Source organism: Blautia sp. MCC270 (genome assembly GCF_018785605.1).
Taxonomy (GTDB): domain Bacteria; phylum Bacillota; class Clostridia; order Lachnospirales; family Lachnospiraceae; genus Blautia_A; species Blautia_A fusiformis.
In genome coordinates this window covers 1-24339 of record NZ_WQQD01000021.1, presented here as the reverse complement: position 1 = coordinate 24339, position 24339 = coordinate 1, and the positions used below count along the sequence as shown (strand labels likewise).

Below are 24339 nucleotides of genomic sequence, written 5' to 3'. Positions count from 1 at the left end.
GGGGTTTTACGACGCATTGGATAAACAGTGAGTAAAATACCGGTACCACAATTACGGAAAGGTAGATCACTGCTGCCGGTATCAGAAACGCATATGCACCGAAATCAACTTTCCTTTTTTTCTTATTCCCTCTTTATTACATACAAAAACCTGCGGTTTTTATAAAAGCCGCAGGTTTTTCCCATGTTTTTTTAAACTTTCTAAACTATTTTTTAATTTTCACATGCTTTCTGTGCATACTCTGTCTGCACCAGATTTTCATACGCTGTACGATCCGTCAGCTCACCTGCATCTTCCAGGATATCCTGCAGAAGCTCAAAGCTGTCTTTTTCAAAAATAAGATTTTCTTTCCAGGTATCCTGGTCATAATAACGTTTTACAATGGCAGTAATGGTTTCAAGATCTGTTTCTTTGAACTGCGGTGCGATCACTTCTGCGATTTCCTCCGGCGTATGACTCTGCACATAGTCCATTCCCTTCTGAAGTGCATCGGTAAATTTCTGGATGATCTCAGGATTTTCTTTCATGTAGCTTGCTTTTGCACTGTAGGATGTATATGGTACATAGCCGGATGCCTCTCCGAGAGATGCAACTACATAGCCCGCTCCTTCTTTTTCCAGAATGGTCGCAGATGGTTCGAATTCTACTGTATATGCCGCGGAATCATCACTGGTAAAAGCTGCTGCTGTGGAACCGAAATCAACGCTCTGGTCGATGGTCAGATCCTTTTGCGGATCAATGCCGTTTTTCTTCAGTATATATTCAAATACCATTTCCGGCATTCCGCCCTTACGACCGCCAAGAACCTTCTCTCCTTTTAGATCCTCCCATTTGAAATCAGGCATCTCTTCTCTTGCCACTAGAAAATTCCCCGCACGCTGGGTTAACTGTGCAAAATTTACGACAGGATCCGTGGCGCCCTCCTGATAAGCATAAACAGATGCCTCTGCGCCCATAAATCCAATATCTGCCTCACCGGAAATCACAGCAGTCATCGTTTTATCTGCTCCGAATCCCGTCACCAGCGTCAGATCCAGACCTTTCTCCGCAAAATATCCCTCCTCAATCGCCACATACTGCGGTGCGTAAAAGATTGAATGTGCGACTTCATTCAGTGTAACCTTTGTAAGCTTCTCTTCTGTGCTGTCTTTCTTCGCAGCAAATACTCCCATTGGCAGCGCCGTCACCGCCAGCACAACTGCTGCCGCCAGTGCAATCCATTTTTTATTTTTCATGCGGATACTCCTTTACAGACTTCTTCTGTTAGAGTATGCATAATTAATTAATTGGTGACCAGGGAAACATACAAAGTATCGTAAAACACAGTCTCCATGATTCCTTTTGTTAGGATATGCCCAAAAAACCAACTGCTGATCACGATCAACTTTCCCATCAGTTAAAAAATATGAATTTTATTTAACAACAATTCAATTGTGTTCAATTTCCAATCCTGCTATGATTTAATCACAAAAGCTTTTGAAATTTCAATCAGGAGAGAATTAGGATGAATATTGGAAATGTGATAAAAAAATATAGAAAAGAGTCTGGTTTCACCCAGGAGGAAATGGCAAACCGCTTAGGAGTAACTACTCCAGCGGTGAATAAATGGGAGAACGGGAACTCCAATCCAGATATTGAACTGTTAGCACCAATTGCAAGACTGCTACATATTTCCCTTGATACCCTGTTGTCTTTTCATGAAAATCTGACAGACGTTGAAATTACAGAACTTATTCAGGAAATGGACAAAATGTTTTCAGCAGAAGGTTACGAAAAGACCTATCAATGGGCAGTAAATATCATAAAAGATTACCCTAACTGCAACATGCTTATCTGGCAGGTGGCGGTGATGCTTGACTCGCGAAGAATCATAGGTCAGTGTGAGCATCCCGATAAGTACGACGAACAGATTAATTCCTGGTACGAAATGGCACTAAATGACAAGGACGAAAAAATCCAGCACCATGCGGCAGATTCTCTGTTCGGATTCTACTTGCGAAAAGGGAATTATGAAATGGCAGAAAAATATCTGAACTATTTTTCCGACTATGATCCCATGAAAAAACTAAGACTTGGGCAATTATACATGGAACAGGAAAAAACAGAAGAAGCATATGAAAAACTGGAAAATATAATTCTTTCAGAGTATACTACTTTGAATCTTGCCTTTGGCATGATGATCACAAAAGCTCTTGACAATAAAGATCATAAATCCGCAAGATTCCTGGCCGAGAAAATGTATGCATTAGCAGGTATTTTTGAGATGGGAAAATACAATGAATGTGCAACCATGTTTAATGTTGTGGTGGCAGAACAAAATGTAGAAGATACTTTTAAGGTAATAAAACAACTGCTGGAGAATGTCGATACAATCTGTGATTTTCAGAAATCAAGATTATATAAACATATAAAATTCCAAGATGTAGAAAATCCATATGCTGAAGAAATGAAAAAAGAACTGATTGCAGGCTTCCAAAATGAAGAAGACTTTGCTTATATGAAAGGCTATAAACCCTGGAAAAAATTATTAGCAAAGTATTGATCCTGCTTATGTTTATTGCAAAATAAAAAACCTATTCATTCGCAATAGATCACATTTATAGATGAAAGAGATGCAGGCGTCGCGGCTCCTGCATCTCTTTTAACCCATAGGGTGCGTGATTGCAACGAAATTTACCACCTCAATGGATGATAAATTGCAATATATTTCAAAAATAAAAGAAGAACGTAATAAGGCACAGGACGAACTTGCTGAACTAAGGAAAATTCTTGAATTGTCAGATGATATTTCTTTGACAGAACACATTACAAAGATAAAAATAAATATTGACAAGGAGTAATTGAACCAGTATTATATAAGTACAAAGAAGTCTTTTTCCGGAGTGAGAAAGATATTATTACTTATTCAAAGGAAAGGGGCTCTGGACGAGTTCCTTTTTACATTTCATAAAATTTGATTTTATAACATATACTATGAACACAAAGTAGCTCTGGATAGGATATTCGGAGTTGTAAAACGGCGGAAATATCATTGCTGGTATTTCCGCCACTTCTTTTATAGATTATTCGCACTATTCAATCCATCCACTCAATTACGCAAAATCAAATCGTCTCATAATTTACATTAATATATGTACGCCACCCCCAAAATATGATAAGGTGAAGCAAATAGAATTTTTCAGGAGGTTATTAACAGTTAAATATAAATTATAAAATTATAAAATCATATAAGTACATGTTGAGTTTTATAAGATATTAGAGCAGAATATTATTGAAAGGAGTTGATGCTTTGAGTAAATATTATTCTATACATGAATTTTCAAAAATTATAAGCGTATCCGCCCAGACATTACGAAATTGGGATGCCAATGGAAAACTTCATCCGCATCATACTACAGTAAACGGCTATAGATATTATTCTGACGAGCAACTCAACCAGGTAATAAATGTAAAGCCTAAAAATCGCATTACAATTGGATATTGTCGCGTTTCCAGCCATAAACAGAAAGATGATCTGGAACGACAGATTGATAATGTTAAGACATATCTTCTGGCAAAAGGACAGCCATTTGAGATAATAAGTGATATCTGTTCCGGAATTAATTATAAGAAAAAAAGGACTCCAGGAATTGATCAGGCGAATATCTCAAAATCAGGTTGAAAAGGTTGTTGTTTTATATAAAGATCGGCTATTGCGATTTGGTTTTGAATTGATAGAATATATCGCTTCGCTTTATAATTGTGAGATTGAGATTATTGATAATACTGAAAAATCCGAACAGCAGGAACTTGTTGAAGATCTGGTTCAGATGATCACAGTATTCAGTTGCAAATTACAAGGAAAACGAGCGAATAAAGCCAAGAAACTTATCCGGGAATTGATACAGGAGAAAGTAGATGGTAAAAGCCATAAAAGTAATGTTAATACCAAATAATATACAGAAAACTAAGATGTTTCAGTACGCAGGTGCTTCAAGATTTGCTTATAACTGGGCTTTGGCAAGGGAAATAGAAAACTATGAAAAAGGCGGAAAATTCATTTCAGATGCAGAACTCAGAAAAGAATTTACAAAGCTTAGACATTCTGATGAATACGCATGGTTATTGAGTATTTCAAATAATGTAACCAAACAGGCGATCAAAGATGCCTGCACCGCTTATAAGAACTTTTTCAAAGGTTTGCAGAAATTCCCAAGATTCAAGCCAAAAAAGAGATCAATACCGAAGTTCTATCAGGATAATATTAAGATACAATTCAGCAATACTCATGTTAAGTTTGAAGGATTTTCTTCGAGCAGGAAAAGAAATAAACAAAAACTAAATTGGGTAAGACTTGCAGAGCATGGTCGTATTCCTACAGATGCTAAATACATGAATCCGAGAATATCTTTTGATGGGTTGAACTGGTGGATCAGCGTATGTGTGGAATTTCCTGATTGCATAGAAAAACTTAATGATGATGGGATTGGTATAGATCTAGGAATCAAAGATCTGGCTATTTGCTCTGATGGAGCTAAGTATAAGAACATCAATAAAAGTCAGAAAGTAAAGAAACTAGAAAAACAGAAACGCAGATTACAGCGTAGTATCTCTCGCTCTTACGAGAAAAATAAGAAAGGAGAAAGTTACTGCAAAACAAATAATGTAATCAAAAAGGAAAAACTTTTATTAAAACGAAATCACAGATTAACAAATATCCGTAAGAACTATTTGAATCAGACTACATCTGAAATTGTAAGTCGAAAACCAAGATTTATTTGTATTGAAGATTTGAATGTTAGTGGAATGATGAAAAATAGACATTTATCAAAAGCAGTTCAGAATCAGGGGTTTTTTGAGTTTAGAAAGCAGCTTGAATACAAGTGCAGCGATAAAGGGATCCAGCTTATTGTGGCTGATCGGTTTTATCCATCATCAAAGCTTTGCAGTTGCTGTGGAAACATTAAAAAAGACTTGAAATTATCTGACAGAATTTATAAATGTGATTGTGGAAATGTCATTGATAGAGATTTTCAGGCATCTATAAATCTCAAGGCTTATGGAGAAAGATTTGCAAGCTAACACTAAAACGTTAGTGCAAATATGTACGGGTACGTTAATCCGGAATTTACGCCTATGGAGAGTACAAGAACTTGTGAGTAGATAGATATTTATATCATCAAAAGCATACTCGTTGAAGTAGGAATGAAACATAGAAGTTTATAACTTTTTATAAGTTTTCAGTAACGGAGCATTCATATGAAATACGACTTCACTTCCATCATTGACCGGCATGGCAGAGATTCCATTGCAGTAGACGGCCTGAAGGGCGATGGTTTCTCTCCTGCCCCGCCGAAGGAGGGCTTCGATGCCATCCCGATGTGGGTAGCAGACATGAACTTTCCTACTGTACCTACCATACAGCAGGCGATCATCGAACGGGCCAGTCACCCGGCCTTCGGTTACTTCGAAGCCCCGCCGGAATATTATAAAGCCATCATCCGCTGGCAGGAAACACGCCACGGTGTCACCGGTCTGAAGCCCAGGCACATTGGCTACGAAAATGGCGTTCTGGGCGGAGTTATCAGTGCACTGAACTGCATCTGCTCCCGCGGTGATAACGTCCTGGTCCACAGCCCGACATACATAGGCTTCACCTCAAGCCTGAAAAACAACGGCTACGAGGCCGTACATTCTCCGCTGGTAAGGGATGAAAACGGCATATGGAGAATGGATTATGCAGACATGGAAAAACAACTCCGTGAAAAGAAGATCCACGCTGCCATTCTCTGCAATCCACACAATCCCTGCGGACGCGTGTGGGAACGCCGGGAGCTGGAAAAAGCCATGGAGCTGTACCGAAAATATGATGTCTACGTCATCTCAGACGAGATCTGGTCTGACCTCATCCTGAATGGCCATAAGCATATCCCCAGCCAGTCCGTCAGCGAAGATGCCCGCCAGCGTACAGCGGCCTTCTACGCTCCATCCAAAACCTTTAATCTGGCAGGACTTGTTGGCAGCTATCACATTGTATACAACAGCTGGTGGCGGGATCGTATTTTGAAGGAGTCCAGTCTGAGCCATTATAATATGATGAATGTTCTGTCCATGCACGCTCTGCTTGGCGCTTATCAGCCTGAAGGCTATGAATGGACCGATGAACTATGCGAAGTACTAAGCGGAAATGTAAGCTTTGCCTGTGATTACATTGACCGGCACTTTAAGGGTGTCAACGTTTCCAGACCGGAAGGCACCTACATGCTCTTTGCCGACTGCACCGGCTGGTGTACTGCCCATGGCAAAACAATCGAAGATGTGGAAAAAGCCTGCTGGGATGTCGGCGTTGCCGTCCAGGACGGCAGGATGTTTTTCGGTCCCTGTCACCTGAGAATGAATCTGGCCTCACCCCGTTCCCGCATAGAAGAAGCCTTCCGCCGAATGGATCGGTACGTCTTCAACAGGTAAAAATCCACTCTGCCATTCATTACAATCTATGCTATAATAGAGCTCATAACATCAGCGTTCCATCCTGTCACTTTCCGGAACGCTGTAAACAGGAGGAAATCAATATGGATATTAAAGAGGAAATCCACGCATTATCAGAAGAAATGCTCACAAATCTTGGCAGACTGGTTGCCATTGACTCCCAGCTCGGTACCCCTTCCGAGGGAAAGCCATTTGGTGAGGGTCCTGCAAAAGCCCTGGAAGAGGGACTGAAGATTGCCGAAGAGCTTGGCTTTAAAACCGTAAACCTGAATAACTACTGCGGTTATGCCGAAATGGGTGAGGGCGATGAGATCGTCGGCATCGCCGGTCATCTGGATATCGTTCCTGTAGGCGGAGACTGGACCTACGATCCGTTCCGCCTTACCCGTGAAGACGATCATGTATACGGCCGCGGGACCACTGATGACAAAGGCCCTATCCTGGAAGCGCTCTATGCCATGAAGCTTCTCCGCGACCACGGCGTGAAGCTGAACAAAAGAGTCCGCCTGATCATGGGCTGCAACGAGGAAACAGGTTCCAGATGTATGGATCACTACAATCAGGTAGCAGAAGAGCTTTCCTGCGGTTTCACACCGGATGCCAGCTTCCCGTGTATCCACGGTGAAAAAGGTCAGCTTGCCATGATCGCCTGCTCAAAAAACACCCGGATCATCTCCATGAACGGCGGTTTTGTATCCAATGCAATGTGTGACACCTGTACAACCGTTGTTCCCGATGAGGACGGTCTGAAGGAAAAGCTGGAATCCGCACTTTCCCGGACGAAGCTCCAGGAATATAAGGTAACCGAAGAAAATGGTGAGCTCACCATCTACGCCAAAGGTATTCCGGCTCATGCCAGCACTCCCCATCTCGGTGTCAATGCTGCAGGAGTAACCTTTGAATGTCTGGCAAAAGCAGGCTTTGAAGATGACTTTGTGGAATTCTATAACTCCCATATCGGCACTGCATGTGACGGCTCCGGCATTGGTCTGAAATTTGCAGATGAATACGGCGATCTGACGTTATGCAACGGAATCGTAAAAACAGAAAACGGTGTCATTTCCTGTACCATCGATATCCGTGTTCCGGTAACTCTTAATGAGACCGATATCCGCAAAATGTGCCAGGACAGACTGGAAGATAAAAACGGTCGTATTGAGATCATAAAGGTTGTTGCTCCGTTATTCTTCCCAAGAGAATCTCCGCTGGTAAATGCTCTTTACAAAGCTTACACAGATGTGACCGGCGATACCGAACACAAACCAATGGTCATCGGAGGCGGCACTTACGCAAAATCCCTCAAAAACATCATAGCCTTCGGACCTGAAAAAGAGGGAATTGACTACCGTATCCACGGAGCCGATGAATTTATCCTGGTCTCCGGCATGGAAGAAGCAGTACTGATCTATATGGAAGCGATCAAAAATATGCTTGCGATCTGAAATCAGGAGGATAAGAAATCATGAGTACAAAAGCTGAACACGCTACAAAATTACACGAGAATGGCTGTAACTGTGCACAGGCAGTTGCCTGTTCTTTCTGCCAGGAATTTGGCATCGATGAAAACGAGATGTTCCGTATTGCCGAGGGCTTCGGCCTTGGAATGGGTGTTATGGAAATGTGCGGTGCTCTTTCCGGTATGGCTATGATCATCGGACTTTCCAACAGCCGCGGAAATACCGAAGAAGGTTCCGGCTCCAAAGGTGACACTTACAAAAAGCTCCGCACCTATATCCAGAAATTCAAAGAAAAAAACGGTTCCTGTATCTGCCGTGAATTAAAAGGTGTAGAGACAGGCAAGGTTCTCTGCAGCTGCCCGCAGTGTATCACCGATGCGGTTGCTCTTACAGAAGAATATCTTGCGGAAAACAGATAATCTCATAAAATAAAACAGCAGAATTGTATATTCCCTGTAATCCCGGGACATACAGCTCTGCTGTTTTCTGTTTCTATTCGCTTTTCACTGTCAGATCCTTCACCCATCTGTATTTCTTATAATTCAGGTACACAGCCGGGATCTTTACAACTTCATCCAGACTGATGAGCTTTCTGGCAAAAATGCCGGCGCTCTTTTATTTTCCATTTATTTTTGCCCACGCCTCTTCGTCAAACTTACGGTCTTTCACGCTTTTCTATTTCATCTCAATCTTAAACAGTCTGGCCGCTTTTTCCTGTGGCATCTTCACTACAAGATTTCCATTTTCGATCTTATATCCGCACATCTCTTCCTTCGGATAGATCACGGATACTCTGCGGACCTGCTCTGCATTTTCCAGCGGGATCACTGCTTCTGTTGTTCTCGGTGTCCATACCGAAAGATAGGTATTCTTCTCTGCTTTCACTCCGTAAGCAAGAACTTCAGATTTCAGAGTTCCAAAACCAAGCGGGAAGAACGGCACGCCGTCACGGACTTCCTCACGGATCTCCTTATACAGGGAGATTCCCTCCTTCATACGGTTCATGGAATTTTCGCCCAGCTTCCATACCATACCGCTGATATATGGGCGGAGAAGCATACCATTTACTACATTGTAGATCACATGCTCTTCTTCATCCTCATACGGATATACCCACATACCACCCTGCTCCGGAGTTACCGCACTGGCTACATTGGCAGCGATATTGGCATTGTAGAGATAATCTGTCTGATCACTGGTAGACTGCAGGCTTAAGATCTTCAGCATACCATAATCCATACGCTGTCCGCCGGAACCGCAGTTCTCCACAACAAGCTCCGGATGATCCCGGAAGATTTCCTCATACCACTGGTGAAGACATTCATAATGCTCACGGATGGCATCTGCACAGCTGTCACTGTTCAGATCACTTCCATATCCCATGGTTACGTTATAGTCCACTTTAAAGTACTCTACACCGTAATCATTGATCAGCCTGTCTACTACATCACGGCAATATTTCCGTACCTCCGGATTGCGGAAATCCAGCATATAGCGTTTATTGTCAATGTGGCGTTTTCCATGACGGCAGACAAACCAGTCATCCGGAAGCTTGTTTGCCAGCTCGCAGGCAACTCCCATAACCTCGATTTCCAGCCAGAGTCCCATTTTCAGGCCTTTACTGTGTGCATGATCGCAGACTTCTTTCAGACCATTGGGGAATCTTCCGGATGCTTCTTTCCATTCCCCGACACGGTCCCACCAGAATCCGTCGTCATACCAGCCTGCATCCAGGCAGTAATATTCGCATCCGAGCTCTGCTGCCTTGTCAATGATGGAAAGCTCCCGCTCCGTTGTAGGGTCTCCCATCAGGCAATTCATGTAATCATTAAACACCACGTTCAGCTTCTCATCGTCCGTATTCGGTCTGCGTACTTTTCTCCGATATCTGGTCAGTGCCGCTGCTGCCGGATTCAGGCCACCTTTTACAACCGCTGCCCCTGCCGGAACGGTTGTAAAGCTTTCTCCCGGTTTCAGATTCTTATACCAGCCATGCTCCTGCTCTGTGGCGCCGCTTAAGGCAAGATACAGATTTCCGCCCTGTGCAGAGCCATATTCTGCCAGCCACTGTCCGGAGCTTTCAATCTGGAAAATATACGTCTCCCCTGTTTCTCTGTCCTCGGCAATTCCCATGGGAAGATACTCACAGGTAGACCAGGTGCCCTTTCCACTGTAACAATAACGGTTCAGGCCATATCCCTGATGATTGAAGCCATCTACGACCATTCCGTTTAAATTCAGCGTTTCTGCATCGTATTTCTGCCACTGTGCCTCACAGCACCAGCTGTTAAACGGCACATAGATATCTGTTTTTTTATAATAAGGCTTCTCGCCGCCTCTGGAAATTCCCTGATACATAAAAGAAGAAACATAGGTCAGCCCCTGATCCTCGCTTCCCTCGTTGATGATCTCTGTCCAGGTCTGTACTGCCGGCACTCCGTCAAACAGGCGCATATGATATACTGCCTTCAGCTTTTCCGGGGAAATCATTACGATCTCCAGCTCTTTTCCGCCGGCCTGTGCCTTCAGCTCATGGTTCTCATAAACAAAATCCACAGAGGACTGATTGATGTTGTTTTTGTAGGCATGCATGTTTAAGCTTCCTGTGCCGCTTCTGTGGATCTCAACAGCCGGATAACAAATATCCTCCTTCGGCTCCATGACTGCTTTTTTTACTTCCTGTGAAGAAAAATCTGCCAGCTCTACCACGCCATTTTCCCGGATACGAAACTGGATATCCAGGCCATTCTCATGTAATTCGATCATTTTCATGTTTTCATTTTTATAGCTCATAGAAAATACCCTCCATTTTTCTGATTCTGATCACAGTATAATATCTGTTTTTTTATAAGGTGACAGGTATCATCCCCTGAATGTAAAAATGCAATATATTGTCGTATTTATTTTTGCGTGATATACTGTTTGCTGACAGTAAAGAGTACAGTCAGTCAGACATGTAGGGCGATTTAATCGAATATCTGCATCTGTCCGACTCGCAATTTACAGCTGAAATATTTACATTCCGCTTCGCAGTATACTCAGGAGGTTTTTCATGCCAGATATTTTCCAGGACTCTTCCCGATATTTCCATATTTCTGCTTTTTATGCTCTCTCCCTGCCTTATTATCATATGGAGCATCACACACATTCCAGCTATGAGATCATGTATATCACCTCCGGTTCCTGCCGGGTTTTCTGCCTGGATGGCACACAGGACACGGAATTCCCACTGAAATCCGGGCAATTTATCTTTATCCGGCCGGATGTACCTCACAGGCTGGAGATTCCGGATGGTTTTCCCTGCTCGATCCTGAATCTGGAATTTTCCCTTACTCCCGAAAAAAGTCCGGTTGCTCTGGAGCTTCTCCTGAAAAAGGATCCCGGATTTTCCCGGTTCTGGAATTTTATGGAAGCCTCCCAGGGCTTTTGCTCCGGCGCGGATTCCCGCAGCTTCGGATACAGCCTGAAGGATCTGCTCACCTTTTTACAACAAAATTCCGGTCAGATACAAAAGGAAGAATTTCTCTTCTTTCTTCTTTTCAGCCGCATGCTTACAGAGCTTGCATTCTGCGCCCGCTCCAGCCGGAGCACCCAGGGAATCGTCTATCTGAAAAAAGCGCTCCGCTATATTGACGAGCATTATCTGGAAGACATTGATATTCCTGCCATCTCCGCATATGCAGGGATCAACAAATCCTACCTGCAGGCGCTCTTTACAGAAAAAAACGGCTGCACCATCAATACCTATATCAACCGCAAGCGTATGGAACAGGCCTCCTTTCTTCTGTGCAACAGTACTCTGCACATTACGGATATTGCCTTTTCTTCCGGATACAACAGCCGGCAGCATTTTGCACATACCTTCGAAAAATTTTATCATATGAGCCCCTCCAGGTACCGAAGCCTTCATACCCGGCCTCTCCGTTCGGATACCCAAAAGAAACGCTATCATATGACTGACGGACTGATGTTGGAAAGCGAACCCTTTCCTCAGGAATAAAACTTACTTCATACACCTACACCTTCAGGCTGATACCTGCGATCCACGTCTGAGCAGCCTAAAAAAGCCGGCCAGGTACGAAGCTCTTATCTCTTCGATAACCTGGCCGGCTTTTTATATTTATTGTCAAGCGGATATTCGCAATCCTACAGGGGACTACTTGATTCGGTTAAAAATTTTCTATGGAAGCAGATTCTGCATACTCTTCAGGCTGATCGCCAGTGTGGAGGTATTATGCAGAAGTGCGGATGAAGTCGGCTGCAGGATACCTGCAACGCCACAGGCGATAAGACCTGCGTTAAAGGTAATAATAAAACGGTAATTGCGTCTAATACGCTTCATCAGTGCATTGCTGATCTCTTTCAGAACAACCAGCTCCTGAAGATCATCTGCACCTACAGTAATATCTGCGATCTCCCGGGCAATTTCAGCACCATCACTGATGGCGATACCGACATTGGCTGCGGAAAGTGCCGGAGAATCATTGATTCCGTCACCTACCATGATAACCTTTCTTCCGGCTGCCTTTTCTTTTTCGATGAAGTTGGCCTTATCCTCCGGAAGTACCTCGGAATAATATTCGTCCACTCCCACACGTCTGGCAATGGCTGCTGCTGTACGCTCACTGTCCCCTGTCATCATAACGATCTTGGAAATCCCTGCCCCGCGCAGTGCTTCTACAGAAGCTTTCGCCTCCTCACGAAGAGGATCTTCAATACAGATCACGGCTGCAAGACGTCCGTCAATGGCAAGATACAGATGGGAATACTCTTCCGGAATATTGTCGAATTTCTCCTTGCCATCCTCCGGGATCAGACATTTCTCATCTTCAAATACAAAGTGATAGCTTCCGATCACGGCCTTATGGTCTTCGATCGTAGTGGAAATTCCATGCGCTACTACATATTCAACCTTTGAATGCATCTCCTCATGGGCCAGATGCTTCTTCCTGGCAGCACTGACAACAGCCTTAGCCATGGAGTGTGGGAAATGCTCTTCCATACATGCGGCGATACGCAGCATCTCCTCCGGATCATTGTTGTCAAAAGGAACCACATCCACAACGGTTGGCTTCGCCTTTGTCAGAGTTCCTGTCTTATCAAATACGATGGTATCTGCCTCAGCCATTGCTTCCAGATATTTACCGCCCTTAACTGTAGCCTTATGTGTACCGGCCTCACGGATCGCAGACAATACAGAGATCGGCATTGCAAGCTTAAGCGCGCAGGAGAAATCCACCATCAGGATCGCAAGGGCCTTGGTGGCATTTCTGGTAAGGAGATATGTAAGTGCTGTTCCTCCAAGAGTATAGGGAACCAGCTTATCTGCCAGATGCTCTGCCTTTCCCTCCAAAGAAGATTTCAGCTTCTCAGACTCCTCGATCATGGTAACGATCTTGTCATAGCGGCTGGAACCACCTACCGTCTTTACGCGGATGGTGATCTCACCTTCTTCCACAACAGTGCCTGCATAGGCAACGCTGCCCTCTTTCTTGCATACAGGTACAGACTCACCGGTAAGAGAAGCCTGGTTGACCATAGCCTCTCCATCTGTAACACTTCCGTCAAAAGGAATTACGGTACCCATACGTACAACAACATCATCTCCCGGCTGGACCTCTCCGGACTCTACCAGGATCTCCTGATCCTCTCTCTTCAGCCATACCCTGCCAACATTCAAGGACATGGTTCTTGCAAGATCACCTACGGATTTCTTATGCGTCCACTCTTCCAGGATCTCTCCGATCCCAAGCAGGAACATGATGGAGCCTGCAGTACCAAAGTCCTGACGTAATACAGACACTCCAATTGCAGTGGCATCCAGGACCGGCACCTCGATCTTACGGTGAAGAAGTGTATCGATTCCCTTCCAGATATATTTCAGGGAAGTAGCTGTTGTATAAATGGCATTCAGCGGATATGGCAGAAAAAGCCTTCTTCCGTAATGGCAGATCACCTTGGAGATCAGCTTCTCCTGATATTCTGCATTCAGTGCTCTCCCTGAGCTCTGCAGCACCTGTGAAGGAACCTCTACATCCTGATAATGAAATTCGCTGATACCACGGATAACCGCAGCTCTGCTACCCCGATAATTTACAACTGCGTCACAGGTTCTCTCGTATACCTTGGCAGAAGCCACTCCATCAAGATTCTCGAGATAATACAACAGCGTATCTGCCTGCCCGTAGCTCATCCTCTTCTGAGCAAGATGGATACGAAGCCGGCCTCTTGTCTCATGTTTGATATAAAATTTCACGGAAAATCGCCTCTTTACTCAGCTGTCTCTTCTGCTGCTTCTTCTGTCTCTTCTGCTGTTTCTTTGAATGCATCCTCATCTGCAGTTTCCTCTGCTTCTGTCTCAACATCCTCTACAGCCTCTTCAGCTGCTGCTCTTTCCTCATTGATCTCCTTAGCTTCAGCATAAATGTCTTCAGCATTCTCCTGAAGATTCGTAGCTGTTTTCATGATGCAGTCCTTAGCTCTTAAAACGGCTGCTGTGCATCCTGTGTAAAGCTTCTTCGCATCCTTGCTTGTGAGGATCTTGATTCCTGCTGTACCGAAAAGAACGCCTGCTGCAAAAAGTCCTGATTTCTTGAATTTAAAGTCTGCCATAATAATTTCCTCCTGATATATGATTTTTATTTTTTTCTGATTCCCGGTGAGGATTTTTCATGTCCGCCCCGATATTTTCATTATTATAAAATGTCTGTAAAAAAAAGTCCAGTGTTTTTTGTGTGAATTCAACACAATTCGTTAAATTTTCAGTTATTTTTACCTAACAGTTAATTTTTACTAATAGTTTAATCTATCTAATTCTTAGTCTGTACAAACCTCTTCTTTCCTATTATATTGTGCCATAGCTTTTCCATACTCACCCGACCTCATGAACAGGCAGCAGCGCCAGGGTACGGATATTCTGTTCACTGATCTCCCCGCAGGCCCGAAGTCCTGCAAGGATCACTTCATTAAGCTTCTGTCCGGACAGATGGCATATCGTATCATCATCCAGTTCTACTGTGCAGACGCCTTTTGTGCTGCATGCCACGCGATACATATTCTTTCGACTGATAGCACCGATGGATTCCAGCGTATTGACCATACGGTATACTGTAGCTACACCGATCTTCGGATCCAGTGCGGAAGCCCTGTAATAGATTTCCTTACAACAGGAGCACTCTCCCTCCAGGATAATGTCCAGAAGAATCTTTCTCTGTCTGGTGATGCGGAGCCCCTTCTCCTTCAGTTTCTCTATAATAAGATCCCTCTGCATCTCTGTATGTCGGTAGCATCCTGTTTTTTTCTCTTCTGTTTCGGCTTCTGCAATATGCATTCTGATCCCTCCTTTATTGAGAAAACTTTTCTTTTATCTAATAAGTTAGTATACTCCAACTTAGGTTAGTTGTAAATAACTCGTTTGAACTTTTTTTACATATTGAGGATTCTGCCTGAATACCGTATAATGTTTCGTGAACCTGTACATAGGAAACCGTCGTTTTGACAAAATGACGAAAAATCCCCTTTCGTTTTTTCGTCAGAATGACAAGAAACTGCCGGAAACTTTGTAAGATTCAGCTCTAGCCCTTTTCTCTCATTTTCGATATACTGTTAACCAGCAAAGGAAATTACGTAAAACAATATATTAATTTTGGAGGGAAACAACAATGGCAAGTTTATCATTATCTCACATTAGTAAAACTTATCCGAACGGCTTCCAGGCAGTTAAAGATTTCAACCTGGAGATCGAAGACAAAGAATTCATCATCTTCGTAGGACCATCCGGATGTGGAAAATCTACAACACTTCGTATGATCGCAGGTCTTGAGGAGATCAGCGGTGGTACACTTAAGATCGGTGACAAAGTCATGAACGATGTTGAGCCTAAGGACCGTGATATCGCAATGGTATTCCAGAACTACGCTCTGTATCCTCATATGACAGTTTATGATAACATGGCATTCGGACTTAAACTTCGTAAAGTTCCGAAGGACCAGATCGACAAGGCTGTTCGTGAAGCAGCAAGAATCCTTGACCTTGACAAGCTTCTTGATCGTAAACCGAAGGCTCTTTCCGGTGGTCAGAGACAGCGAGTTGCTATGGGACGTGCTATCGTTCGTAATCCTAAGGTATTCCTTATGGATGAGCCTCTTTCCAACCTGGATGCTAAGCTTCGTGTACAGATGCGTATCGAGATCTCCAAGATCCATCAGAGACTTGGTGCTACCATCATCTATGTAACACATGACCAGACAGAGGCTATGACACTTGGTACCAGAATCGTTGTTATGAAAGACGGTGTTGTTCAGCAGGTTGATACACCACAGAACCTGTATCAGAAACCAGGCAACCTCTTCGTTGCAGGATTCATGGGATCTCCGCAGATGAACTTCCTTGATGCTGTTATCTCCGAAAAAGGCGGCAATGTAATTGCTACGATCGGTGGTGAGCATGAGGTTATCGTTCCGGCAGCTAAAGCTAAAGTCCTGAAAGACAAAGGCTATGTTGGAAAGAAAGTTGTTCTTGGTATCCGTCCTGAGGATATCCATGATTCTCAGATGTTCCTTGAGACATCTCCAAGCAAACCAATGAACTCCGTAGTTAAAGTTTACGAGCTTCTTGGTGCTGAAGTATTCCTGTACTTCGATGTTGACGGAACTCAGGTTACAGCACGAGTTGATCCTCGTACAACAGCTAAGACCGGTGATCCGATCAGATTTGCATTCGATATGGAGAAAGCTCACTTCTTCGACAAAGAGACAGAGCTTACTATCACAAACTAATTCTCGTCGAATCATAAAAACAGAATGTAACCCCGGGGGATATGATTTCCCGGGGTTTCTTTTTATTTCACTAGTTTTATTTCACATCAGAAAGGACGCTTTTTATGAAAATACAGCAAACAATTCAAAAATGTCTGGATGACTGGAACCGGATCAGCGGTCTTGATTTCTGTATTCTGGATGAAAATGACCAGATATACATTTCCACAGGGGACCGTCGACTTCCTTCTTCTGAAAAGCTTGCTCAGTTCCGGGAGGATCCTGCCTTATGCATCTCCAACCGCAGCTGCAGTCTGTACAAGCTGAACAACATACCTCAGAGCAATATGCTTCTGATCGTATGGGGCTCCGGAGAGCAGGCTTCTACCATCGGAGAGCTTGCTGTCTGCCAGGTAGAAAGTCTCCTCACTGCCTATACGGAAAAAACAGACAAGAACTCCTTTATGCAAAATCTTCTCCTGGACCGTTATTCCCAGGTAGAAGCTTTTAACAAGGCTGCCCGTCTTCATATTACACCTTCTGCCCGCCGTGCGGTATTTCTTGTGGAAACCAAGCAGCACAAGGACGAAAATGCCCTGGCTACCATCCGCAACATCTTTTCTGCCCGTACACGGGATTTTATCACTGCACTGGATGATTCCGGCATCATCGTAGTACGTGAGCTTCAGAGCACCGAAAGCTACGAAGAGCTGGATGGTATCGCCTGCATGCTGGTGGATATGCTCAATACAGAGGCCATGACCTCTGCCTGGGTTTCCTACAGCAATGTTGCAGATGATATCATGGAGCTTTCCGATGCCTACAAGGAAGCCCGCACTGCTCTCGAGGTCGGCAAGATCTTTTATGCTGACAAAAACGTTTTCGGTTACAACCGTCTGGGCATCGGACGTCTGATCTATCAGCTTCCCACTCAGGTCTGCAACATGTTTGTAGGCGAGATCTTCGGAGAAGAATCCCTGGAATCTATTGACGACGAAACCCTCAATATCATCCGGACCTTCTTTGAAAATAACCTGAACCTTTCTGAAACCTCCAGACAGCTCTATGTGCACCGGAATACTCTGGTGTACCGTTTTGAAAAGCTACAGAAGCGGTTTGGCCTGGATATCCGTACCTTTGAGGATGCACTGGCCTTCAAGCTTGCCATGATGGTGTCCGATTACATCACCTATTCCGGAAATCATGGAAAATAGATTCTGCTCGTAAAAATCCATCAAAAATGCAGGAACACAAAAAATCCCCGGAAACAGCAGATAATGTCTGTTTCCGGGGGTTCTTTATTTCAGCAGCATCAGATGCTCCGGTGGAAGATACAGATATTCCGGAAAATCTTTATCCGGATCCTCCGTAAAGCTGTTTTTGGGACGCATCCACCATAATCCGGCAGCATTCTCTTCCGCTTTGTTTCGGATCATATACTGATGTTCAAATGTAGTTTCTATGTATTGGTCTACCCGTACTGCCATACAATTCTCACCCGGCTTTGATTCCGGGCGGATCCAGTGGCCGCGGATCCCTACGTAAGTAATGTCCTCATCTACATTTTCTTCGGTATGGAGCTTCATTTTCCAGTCCGCCGCATAGATCTCGTGCGGTCCCAGCCTCTCCGCTCTGGAAAAATTCTTACAGCCGGTAAGCTTTGCTGCCTCCAGAAGTCCCGGTCTCTCAAACAGCTGCTTTGTCTCCCCGGTCACAAGGATCCTGCCTTCATGTACAATGGAAAGCTCCCTGCAGAATTTATAGGCCTCATCTCTGCTGTGTGTCACAAGGATCATATCTCCCGGATAGTCCTTGAGGAAATCCTGCATCTCCCGCTGGAGCACATCCTTCAGGTAACCGTCCAGTGCGGAAAACGGCTCATCCAGAAGAATAGCTTCCGGCTCTCCGATCATCATTCTGGCCAGTGCCACTCTCTGCTGCTGTCCGCCGGAAAGCTGTGAGGGCAGGCGCTTCTCCAGCCCCTCCAGATGATATCGCCGGATCAGATCTGCCACTTTTTCTCTGGCGGAGGATTTTTCCCCACGATAACCGCAGCGGATGTTCTGTTCCACTGTCATGGTTGGGAACAGCGCATAATTCTGAAACAGATATCCGATCCGTCGCTTCTGCGGTTTCAAATTGATCCCTTTTTCAGAATCAAACACTGTTTTTCCATTGATAACGATCCTTCCCTTATCCGGTGTTTCGATTCCTGCAATACAGCGTAAGGTCATGCTTTTTCCGCTGCCGGAAGCACCAAGAAGCCCAATGGCTGCCGAACTGCCTTCAAAATCTACCTTCAGGGAAAAATCACGGAAGTTTTTTTCGATATTTACTTTGACTGCCATCAGATCCACCTTCTTGTTTTCATTCCTCTTCCGGATACGATATTGATCAGCGCTACGATCACAAAGGAGATCAGCACGATCACAACGACCCAGAATCCTGCAGTTCCGTAATTTCCGGCTGCTGTCTCTGATGCAATGGCAACAGAAACTGTTCTGGTTTTTCCAAGGATATTTCCGGCAAGCATAGAGGTTGCACCATATTCTCCGATCGCACGTGCAAATGCCAGCACTGTTCCGGATGCGATCCCCGGTCCTGCCGCCGGCATGACTACCCGCCAGAATATCCGGCTGTCGCTCATCCCCAGAGTCTGGCCTGCATGGATAAGATTTATATCCACCTGTTCAAAAGCAGCCCGAGCATTGCGGTACATCAGCGGAAATGCGATCACTGCCGCTGCGACCACACAGCCCTTCCAGGTCTGCACGATCTTAATATCAAAATTATCCAGAAGAAAGCTTCCGAAGGGCCTTTTCAGACTGAAGATCAGTAGCAGAAAAAATCCAGCCACTGTAGGAGGAAGTACCAGCGGAAGAGTAAGGATCCCGTCCAGTACTGCTCTGGCTCCCGGCTTCAGCTTCATGATCTTCCGGGCGCAAAATATTCCCAGAAAAAAAGCGATCACTGTGGCTGCCAGACCTGTTTTTAAGGAAATCCACAGAGGACTCCAGTTTATTTCTCTCAAAAATTCTGTCATATTTCATTCCTGTGCCGGCATTTACTGTGTTTCAATATTTACTGCCTGCCGGTTTTCTACATCATACTCATTTGGATGTGCTGTCTGCGGAAGCTGTGCTGTCCTCAGCCTCCGTGTTGTCTGCAGAAGCTTCTGTGGCATCCTCGGAATCCTCATCCTCATATGCTGTAAATCCATAGCCCTCAAATACCTTGATCGCTGCATCAGACTCTACATAATCAAGAAAAGCCTCTGCTGCCCTGGTATCGTCTTCCGATGCTTCCTTGTCCTCGATAAGTCCCACAGGATAAAGAACCGGCGTCTTAAGGCTGTCTGCCGGCGCCTCTGCGATGATATCTACTTTATCAGTAACAGACGCAGCATCTGTCGCATATACAACACCAACCTCATTGCTTCCTTCACTGACTGCTGCAAGTACATCCGTTACATTCTTGCACTCGTTGATCTCCATTTTGTTTACATCGTCCATGATCCCAAGATTGTTAAAGATCTCACGGGCGTACTGTCCCACCGGAACATCCTCTCCTGCAAGCGCCATATTTTCAGCGTCTGTGATATTCTCGAATCCTGTTACCTTTGTCTCTCCGTCCTTTGGTCTGATCAGAACGACTTTGTTCTCAAGAAGATCCTTAACGGTGTCTTCCTTTGTCAGTTTTTCCTCTGTGAGGGCATCCATCTGTTTATCTGCTGCTGAAAAGAAAAGATCACAGCGTGCACCTTCCTCGATCTGTGTCTGCAGTGTACCTGAGCTGTCTGCACTGTAATAGATCGTTACATTCGGATAAAGCTCATTGAAATCCTTCTGGATCTCCTCCATGGAATTGCTGAGGCTGGCAGCAATAAATGCATAAACCTCTCCCTTCAGGTTCTCATCACCTTTCACTTCTGTGTCCGCCGCAAAAACAGTTCCGGTCATAAGGCCTGTTGTTAAAATTCCCGCGGTAAGGGCTGCTAAGATTTTTTTCTTCATCTTTTGTTTCTCTCCTTTTCCGTTTCGTTCAGTTTTGTTTAGTTTTGAATGGTTTTGTTTAATTTTACCGAAAGGAAAGTTTCTTGTCAAGCTATAAGGCATTGCTGTTTTTCTCTACAAGTGCTATCATAAATACATAGTTGACAAGCCAGGCGGATGTTCACGATCCGCTTCGTTTCTTATCATGAGTGGCTTACAGCACTCCTGATACAGACAAATCCCACACAAGGTTCATTGCTCTGCACAACGGAAGCAGAGAATTTGCCTGATCCGGTTCATTCAATATTCAAGAAAAGGAGAATTACTTATGAAACTCAGTGCACGTAATCAGTTAAAAGGAAAAATCATCAACATCAACCAGGGAGCTGTAAATTCCATCGTTTCCATTGATATCGGTGGTGGAAATATCATCACTGCTACCATCTCCTGTGCGGCGGTGGAAGAACTTGGACTGAAAGTAGGCTCTGATGCTTACGCAGTTATTAAGGCAACCAATGTTATGGTAGGTATCGATGAATAAAGTCTACACAGCACAGGAAGTTGCAGATAAACTAAAGATCAAAAAATCCACAGTATATGACCTGATCAAACGCGGAGAGCTTTCCTCCTCCAAAGTCGGCAAACAGCTACGGGTCAGCGAGGAACAGCTGTCTCAGTATCTTAAGGGTTCGGAATGTTCTGCGTCTTCTGCTCAGTCTTATGATCACCAGCCGGAGAGTTCTCTTTTGAAAAGGGATTATCTTCTGCATTCCAGTGGACTGATCATCAGCGGACAGGCTTCTCCGGCTCTGGATCTTCTCCTAAATCAGCTTCCCACACACCCGGACAATCTGCCGGTTCTGCAGTCTCACATGAACACCTACAACGGACTGTATTCTCTCTATTTTGAAAAAGTCCACATTGCCTGTGCATCCGCCTCACCGGAAGATATCCATAGCCTTATACCCGGTATCCCACTGACTGTGATCTCTCTGTGTCAATATCCTGTCGGCTTCTATGTAAAAAAAGAAAATCCCAAGAATATCCGGGGATTTTCTGATCTTACACGGGCAGATATTATTTTTGTGAACCGCGAAAAAGGAAGCAGCCGTCGTATCCTTCTTGACCGTACACTTCTGTCTTCCGAAATTTCACCGGATTCCATATCCGGATATCGAAATGAGCTTGTTACCGATCACTCCACGGCTGCTGCAGTGGCTGGCGGACAGGCAGACATAGCTCTTGGCGAGGCCTGTGTAGCGAGAAGCTTCCCAGAGCTGGATTTTCTTCCTGTTTGCCAGGAATCACTCTTCCTGGTTATGCAGACCAAAAATCTGAGCACCCCCGGCTTTCAGGCCGTAGCGGAAACCATTGCATCCGAACCTTTCCGCCGGTTTTTAGCTCTTCAAACCGGATACGATACTACTGACACCGGAAATATCCGGCATATTTAGGGCTAAGAAAAACGCTTATGTAAAAAATTCTTCCGCAACCATTTCTTTGATAATACAAAATCAGCCAGCACGTCAATGATCACTCCTTATTTTTGCCTAATTAAGGAAGTTTCTTGATCCTATGACTGCTGGCTGATCTTTATTTATTCAAATATTGATATACTCTTGAAGAAATCGAACGGATTCCGTACAGTAAATGATCTTCGGAAGCGCCTTCTGAAAATATACATAATACATAATTTGTTTTCTTTCCATAGACGATTGCCATATCATGCTGAACTGAGCTTGTCTCACCAGTTTTGTTCGCGCATACTATACCGGTCGGAAGACCTGATGGAATTTTGTATCGTTTCGTCTGATGCAGTAAAAGATTTAGCATTTCTCTGGAATACTGTTGAGAAACACACTGACCTCGATAGATTTTTTCTAAGAGTCTCCCACAATCTTTTGCAGATGCCGTGTTACGCCAGCCATCACTGCTCCAGGCAGAAGAAGATGGATGCAGGGAACTGTGACAACCGGTATTTTTGTAACCGTTCTTTCGAAGATACTGGTTCACTACAGCCGTTCCTCCTACAAAGCTTCCGCCTCCCTGACGCCTTACCAGTTCATTATAACATTCATTATCACTGACGGTGATCATATCCCACAGCAAGCTGTACACACCGGAGCTGTATTGCATTTTTCCCTGACGGATCTGATCATAGACCGACGCCATCACAAATGCCTTGATCGTACTTGCCGGATACATTTCCCGATCATTTATGTTTACAACATTTCCTGTTTTCAGATCTTTTATATAAATAGACCAGTTTCCACCGTAGGCAGAAACAAAGCTCTCCAATTCCGATTTAAATGCACTTAGAGCATACTCTGATCTTGTACTTTTTCTTCCCTGCCAGTCCACATACTGACCATCCGGTGTTTTCATATTTTTCGCAATGGTTCCGTTCGATTTCAGGTAATAACCATCTTTCCACCGGTTCACCAGCATTTTTCCATTTTGGTCTACATAATATTGCTGGCCCTCACAGGTTACCCACCCTGCCTTCTGTACCATTCTCCCATTATCATTGCCAAAATAATAGATTCCGTTAAACTTTTTTCCCTGAACTGTTTTGTTCACTTTATGAAAAGACGGACGCATGCAGATTCTTCCGGTTCCATAGAAATAATAATAACCACTTTTAAAATTACGCCCACCGAATCTTCTCTGTCTTATATAGCGTACTGTTCCACGATCAGCCAGTTTTCCGTACGCTTCCACATAATAAATGCCTGCGATAATTTTTTTGCCCCGTACCTTCTGTTCAGCTACGTTTACAAAGCCACGCTCTCCCTTTGAAATTCTTCCATTGGAGTCTGTGATGTGGTATTTATCAAAGCGGACACCAGAAACTGTCTTTTTATCAAAATAATACACGGATTGTTTTCTCAAAAGTTTTCCGTTTTTATCAAACATATAAAATCCTGTTTTTAAAAACTCTGTCTTTGGAATTGACAAATAACGTAATCCGGTAAGTTTTCGCTTCTTAGAATCTTTCAAATACCAGTTCCCGCCAGATTTCTGAAGATAATTTCCACTGTTATCCCAAAATCGTACCGTTCTTTCAGCAGCCTCGACCTTTATCTCTGTACTTCTGATACCAATAATTCCTCCAAAAACCACTATTAATATCAACCAATATATACAAACTGTTTTTTTTGCTTTCATACTTTAACAAGACCTGCCACAGACAATGACAGGTCTTTCTCCTTTATCTTTATTATCCTATTTTCATGCAGATGTTCTGGATCAGGCGGTTGTAGCCGGTTACCTTTTTCAGCCATTCCAGCACTATGGACACTGCCAGTGAAGTTACTAACAACGCCAGAAAATCCGGTATAAAGTGCCCGAAAGAATAAATAAAGTCTTTCCAGAAATAATGTCTTATAAACGTATGTACCAGAAAAACATTCATGGAATGCTTTCCCAGAAATAACAATATCTGACGAATTCCCGGAATCACATTTATAAATTCCGCACAAAATGCAACCACGATGATCGGGAATATTCCCCATCGGATCTCATTATATAAAAATGGTAATATTTTTCCATATGCTTTATAAAAAAGAAACAGTACCAAAAGCTCCAGCAAAAATTTCACTACTCTTTGAGGGATCTTATTCCATACTCGCAGCCATCGTTCCAGAAGATCATATTTTGCCACAC

General features: G+C 44.0%; 19 protein-coding genes and 2 pseudogenes. 11 read left to right on the top strand and 10 right to left on the bottom strand.

Translation table 11 applies throughout. From position 1 onward, the window contains the following. Nucleotides 1-212: 212 nt before the first annotated feature. On the bottom strand, nucleotides 213-1235 hold the full coding sequence (locus GPK58_RS07505; protein WP_021652568.1) for an ABC transporter substrate-binding protein: 1023 nt from the start codon (nucleotides 1233-1235) through the stop codon (nucleotides 213-215). Between the two features lie 269 nt (nucleotides 1236-1504). Between GPK58_RS07505 and GPK58_RS07500 the strand changes: the two genes are divergently transcribed. From GPK58_RS07500 to GPK58_RS07475, 6 genes and pseudogenes are all read left to right on the top strand, one after another. Beyond that, nucleotides 1505-2542 (top strand): helix-turn-helix domain-containing protein, encoded by a 1038-nt coding sequence (locus GPK58_RS07500; RefSeq protein WP_059086116.1) that lies wholly within the window; start codon nucleotides 1505-1507, stop codon nucleotides 2540-2542. A gap of 729 nt (nucleotides 2543-3271) precedes the next feature. Beyond that, nucleotides 3272-3935 (top strand): annotated as a pseudogene (locus GPK58_RS07495) (IS607 family transposase). Further along, complete coding sequence (locus tag GPK58_RS07490; protein ID WP_092073117.1) at nucleotides 3898-5061, top strand: RNA-guided endonuclease InsQ/TnpB family protein; 1164 nt, start codon at nucleotides 3898-3900, stop codon at nucleotides 5059-5061. The pseudogene GPK58_RS07495 and the gene GPK58_RS07490 overlap by 38 nt, the downstream one beginning before the upstream one ends. Before the next feature lie 177 nt (nucleotides 5062-5238). Further along, a complete protein-coding gene (locus GPK58_RS07485; RefSeq protein ID WP_215638442.1) occupies nucleotides 5239-6447 on the top strand; it encodes a MalY/PatB family protein in 1209 nt (402 codons plus the stop codon). A 104-nt stretch (nucleotides 6448-6551) separates the two neighbouring features. Next, nucleotides 6552-7910, top strand: a complete 1359-nt coding sequence (locus tag GPK58_RS07480; RefSeq protein ID WP_215638441.1) for a M20 family metallopeptidase — start codon at nucleotides 6552-6554, stop codon at nucleotides 7908-7910. Between the two features lie 20 nt (nucleotides 7911-7930). After that, nucleotides 7931-8344, top strand: coding sequence for a C-GCAxxG-C-C family protein (locus GPK58_RS07475; RefSeq protein ID WP_022426236.1), 414 nt, complete (start codon nucleotides 7931-7933; stop codon nucleotides 8342-8344). A gap of 256 nt (nucleotides 8345-8600) precedes the next feature. Here GPK58_RS07475 and GPK58_RS07470 read toward each other — a convergent pair whose 3' ends face one another. Beyond that, complete coding sequence (locus GPK58_RS07470; protein WP_215638440.1) at nucleotides 8601-10718, bottom strand: glycoside hydrolase family 36 protein; 2118 nt, start codon at nucleotides 10716-10718, stop codon at nucleotides 8601-8603. A 259-nt stretch (nucleotides 10719-10977) separates the two neighbouring features. On the opposite strand from GPK58_RS07470, the gene GPK58_RS07465 reads away from it, so the two are divergent. Further along, entirely contained in the window at nucleotides 10978-11925 is a 948-nt protein-coding gene (locus GPK58_RS07465) for an AraC family transcriptional regulator (RefSeq protein WP_215638439.1), read from the top strand. 180 nt (nucleotides 11926-12105) lie between these two features. Here GPK58_RS07465 and GPK58_RS07460 read toward each other — a convergent pair whose 3' ends face one another. The 3 genes from GPK58_RS07460 to GPK58_RS07450 form a co-directional block, all read right to left on the bottom strand. Next, complete coding sequence (locus tag GPK58_RS07460) at nucleotides 12106-14181, bottom strand: heavy metal translocating P-type ATPase (RefSeq protein ID WP_306289025.1); 2076 nt, start codon at nucleotides 14179-14181, stop codon at nucleotides 12106-12108. A gap of 14 nt (nucleotides 14182-14195) precedes the next feature. After that, nucleotides 14196-14537, bottom strand: a complete 342-nt coding sequence (locus GPK58_RS07455) for a DUF6110 family protein (protein WP_110102788.1) — start codon at nucleotides 14535-14537, stop codon at nucleotides 14196-14198. Between the two features lie 259 nt (nucleotides 14538-14796). Further along, nucleotides 14797-15255, bottom strand: a complete 459-nt coding sequence (locus GPK58_RS07450; RefSeq protein ID WP_021651932.1) for a transcriptional repressor — start codon at nucleotides 15253-15255, stop codon at nucleotides 14797-14799. A 331-nt stretch (nucleotides 15256-15586) separates the two neighbouring features. Here GPK58_RS07450 and GPK58_RS07445 point away from each other — a divergent pair, with 331 nt between their 5' ends. Together GPK58_RS07445 and GPK58_RS07440 are read left to right on the top strand one after the other, a co-directional pair. Beyond that, nucleotides 15587-16702: an ABC transporter ATP-binding protein gene (locus GPK58_RS07445; protein ID WP_215638438.1), complete on the top strand. Its 1116-nt coding sequence runs from the start codon at nucleotides 15587-15589 to the stop codon at nucleotides 16700-16702. 104 nt (nucleotides 16703-16806) lie between these two features. Next, the gene (locus tag GPK58_RS07440) at nucleotides 16807-17895 is read left to right on the top strand and encodes a PucR family transcriptional regulator (RefSeq protein WP_059086122.1); all 1089 of its coding nucleotides are present in this window, start codon (nucleotides 16807-16809) and stop codon (nucleotides 17893-17895) included. Nucleotides 17896-17979: 84 nt separating this feature from the next. On the opposite strand, the gene GPK58_RS07435 is transcribed toward GPK58_RS07440, so the two are convergent. The 3 genes from GPK58_RS07435 to modA all read right to left on the bottom strand — a co-directional run bounded on the left by GPK58_RS07435 (nucleotide 17980) and on the right by modA (nucleotide 20694). Then, nucleotides 17980-19029: a sulfate/molybdate ABC transporter ATP-binding protein gene (locus GPK58_RS07435; protein ID WP_022426074.1), complete on the bottom strand. Its 1050-nt coding sequence runs from the start codon at nucleotides 19027-19029 to the stop codon at nucleotides 17980-17982. Next, nucleotides 19029-19724: a molybdate ABC transporter permease subunit gene (gene modB, locus GPK58_RS07430; RefSeq protein ID WP_021651929.1), complete on the bottom strand. Its 696-nt coding sequence runs from the start codon at nucleotides 19722-19724 to the stop codon at nucleotides 19029-19031. Before modB ends, GPK58_RS07435 begins: the two co-directional genes overlap by 1 nt. Before the next feature lie 67 nt (nucleotides 19725-19791). Continuing rightward, nucleotides 19792-20694, bottom strand: a complete 903-nt coding sequence (gene modA, locus GPK58_RS07425) for a molybdate ABC transporter substrate-binding protein (protein ID WP_044961707.1) — start codon at nucleotides 20692-20694, stop codon at nucleotides 19792-19794. Nucleotides 20695-21001: 307 nt separating this feature from the next. Between modA and GPK58_RS07420 the strand changes: the two genes are divergently transcribed. Together GPK58_RS07420 and GPK58_RS07415 are read left to right on the top strand one after the other, a co-directional pair. Continuing rightward, on the top strand, nucleotides 21002-21214 hold the full coding sequence (locus tag GPK58_RS07420; protein ID WP_015527392.1) for a TOBE domain-containing protein: 213 nt from the start codon (nucleotides 21002-21004) through the stop codon (nucleotides 21212-21214). Continuing rightward, the gene (locus GPK58_RS07415) at nucleotides 21207-22127 is read left to right on the top strand and encodes a substrate-binding domain-containing protein (RefSeq protein ID WP_022426076.1); all 921 of its coding nucleotides are present in this window, start codon (nucleotides 21207-21209) and stop codon (nucleotides 22125-22127) included. Before GPK58_RS07420 ends, GPK58_RS07415 begins: the two co-directional genes overlap by 8 nt. 139 nt (nucleotides 22128-22266) lie before the next feature. Here GPK58_RS07415 and GPK58_RS07410 read toward each other — a convergent pair whose 3' ends face one another. Further along, nucleotides 22267-23589, bottom strand: coding sequence for a serine hydrolase (locus GPK58_RS07410; RefSeq protein WP_215638437.1), 1323 nt, complete (start codon nucleotides 23587-23589; stop codon nucleotides 22267-22269). 304 nt (nucleotides 23590-23893) lie between these two features. Beyond that, nucleotides 23894-24339, bottom strand: a pseudogene (locus GPK58_RS07405) (hypothetical protein); the annotation flags it as partial.

Coding starts and splice junctions, on each gene's coding strand:
- GPK58_RS07485 (WP_215638442.1), top strand. CDS start 5,239: ATGAAATACGACTTCACTTCCATCATTGACCGGCATGGCAGAGATTCC.
- GPK58_RS07505 (WP_021652568.1), bottom strand. CDS start 1,235: ATGAAAAATAAAAAATGGATTGCACTGGCGGCAGCAGTTGTGCTGGCG.
- GPK58_RS07465 (WP_215638439.1), top strand. CDS start 10,978: ATGCCAGATATTTTCCAGGACTCTTCCCGATATTTCCATATTTCTGCT.
- GPK58_RS07415 (WP_022426076.1), top strand. CDS start 21,207: ATGAATAAAGTCTACACAGCACAGGAAGTTGCAGATAAACTAAAGATC.
- GPK58_RS07445 (WP_215638438.1), top strand. CDS start 15,587: ATGGCAAGTTTATCATTATCTCACATTAGTAAAACTTATCCGAACGGC.
- GPK58_RS07450 (WP_021651932.1), bottom strand. CDS start 15,255: ATGCATATTGCAGAAGCCGAAACAGAAGAGAAAAAAACAGGATGCTAC.
- modB (WP_021651929.1), bottom strand. CDS start 19,724: ATGACAGAATTTTTGAGAGAAATAAACTGGAGTCCTCTGTGGATTTCC.
- GPK58_RS07410 (WP_215638437.1), bottom strand. CDS start 23,589: ATGTTTGATAAAAACGGAAAACTTTTGAGAAAACAATCCGTGTATTAT.
- GPK58_RS07440 (WP_059086122.1), top strand. CDS start 16,807: ATGAAAATACAGCAAACAATTCAAAAATGTCTGGATGACTGGAACCGG.
- modA (WP_044961707.1), bottom strand. CDS start 20,694: ATGAAGAAAAAAATCTTAGCAGCCCTTACCGCGGGAATTTTAACAACA.
- GPK58_RS07480 (WP_215638441.1), top strand. CDS start 6,552: ATGGATATTAAAGAGGAAATCCACGCATTATCAGAAGAAATGCTCACA.
- GPK58_RS07420 (WP_015527392.1), top strand. CDS start 21,002: ATGAAACTCAGTGCACGTAATCAGTTAAAAGGAAAAATCATCAACATC.
- GPK58_RS07470 (WP_215638440.1), bottom strand. CDS start 10,718: ATGAGCTATAAAAATGAAAACATGAAAATGATCGAATTACATGAGAAT.
- GPK58_RS07455 (WP_110102788.1), bottom strand. CDS start 14,537: ATGGCAGACTTTAAATTCAAGAAATCAGGACTTTTTGCAGCAGGCGTT.
- GPK58_RS07490 (WP_092073117.1), top strand. CDS start 3,898: ATGGTAAAAGCCATAAAAGTAATGTTAATACCAAATAATATACAGAAA.
- GPK58_RS07435 (WP_022426074.1), bottom strand. CDS start 19,029: ATGGCAGTCAAAGTAAATATCGAAAAAAACTTCCGTGATTTTTCCCTG.
- GPK58_RS07500 (WP_059086116.1), top strand. CDS start 1,505: ATGAATATTGGAAATGTGATAAAAAAATATAGAAAAGAGTCTGGTTTC.
- GPK58_RS07475 (WP_022426236.1), top strand. CDS start 7,931: ATGAGTACAAAAGCTGAACACGCTACAAAATTACACGAGAATGGCTGT.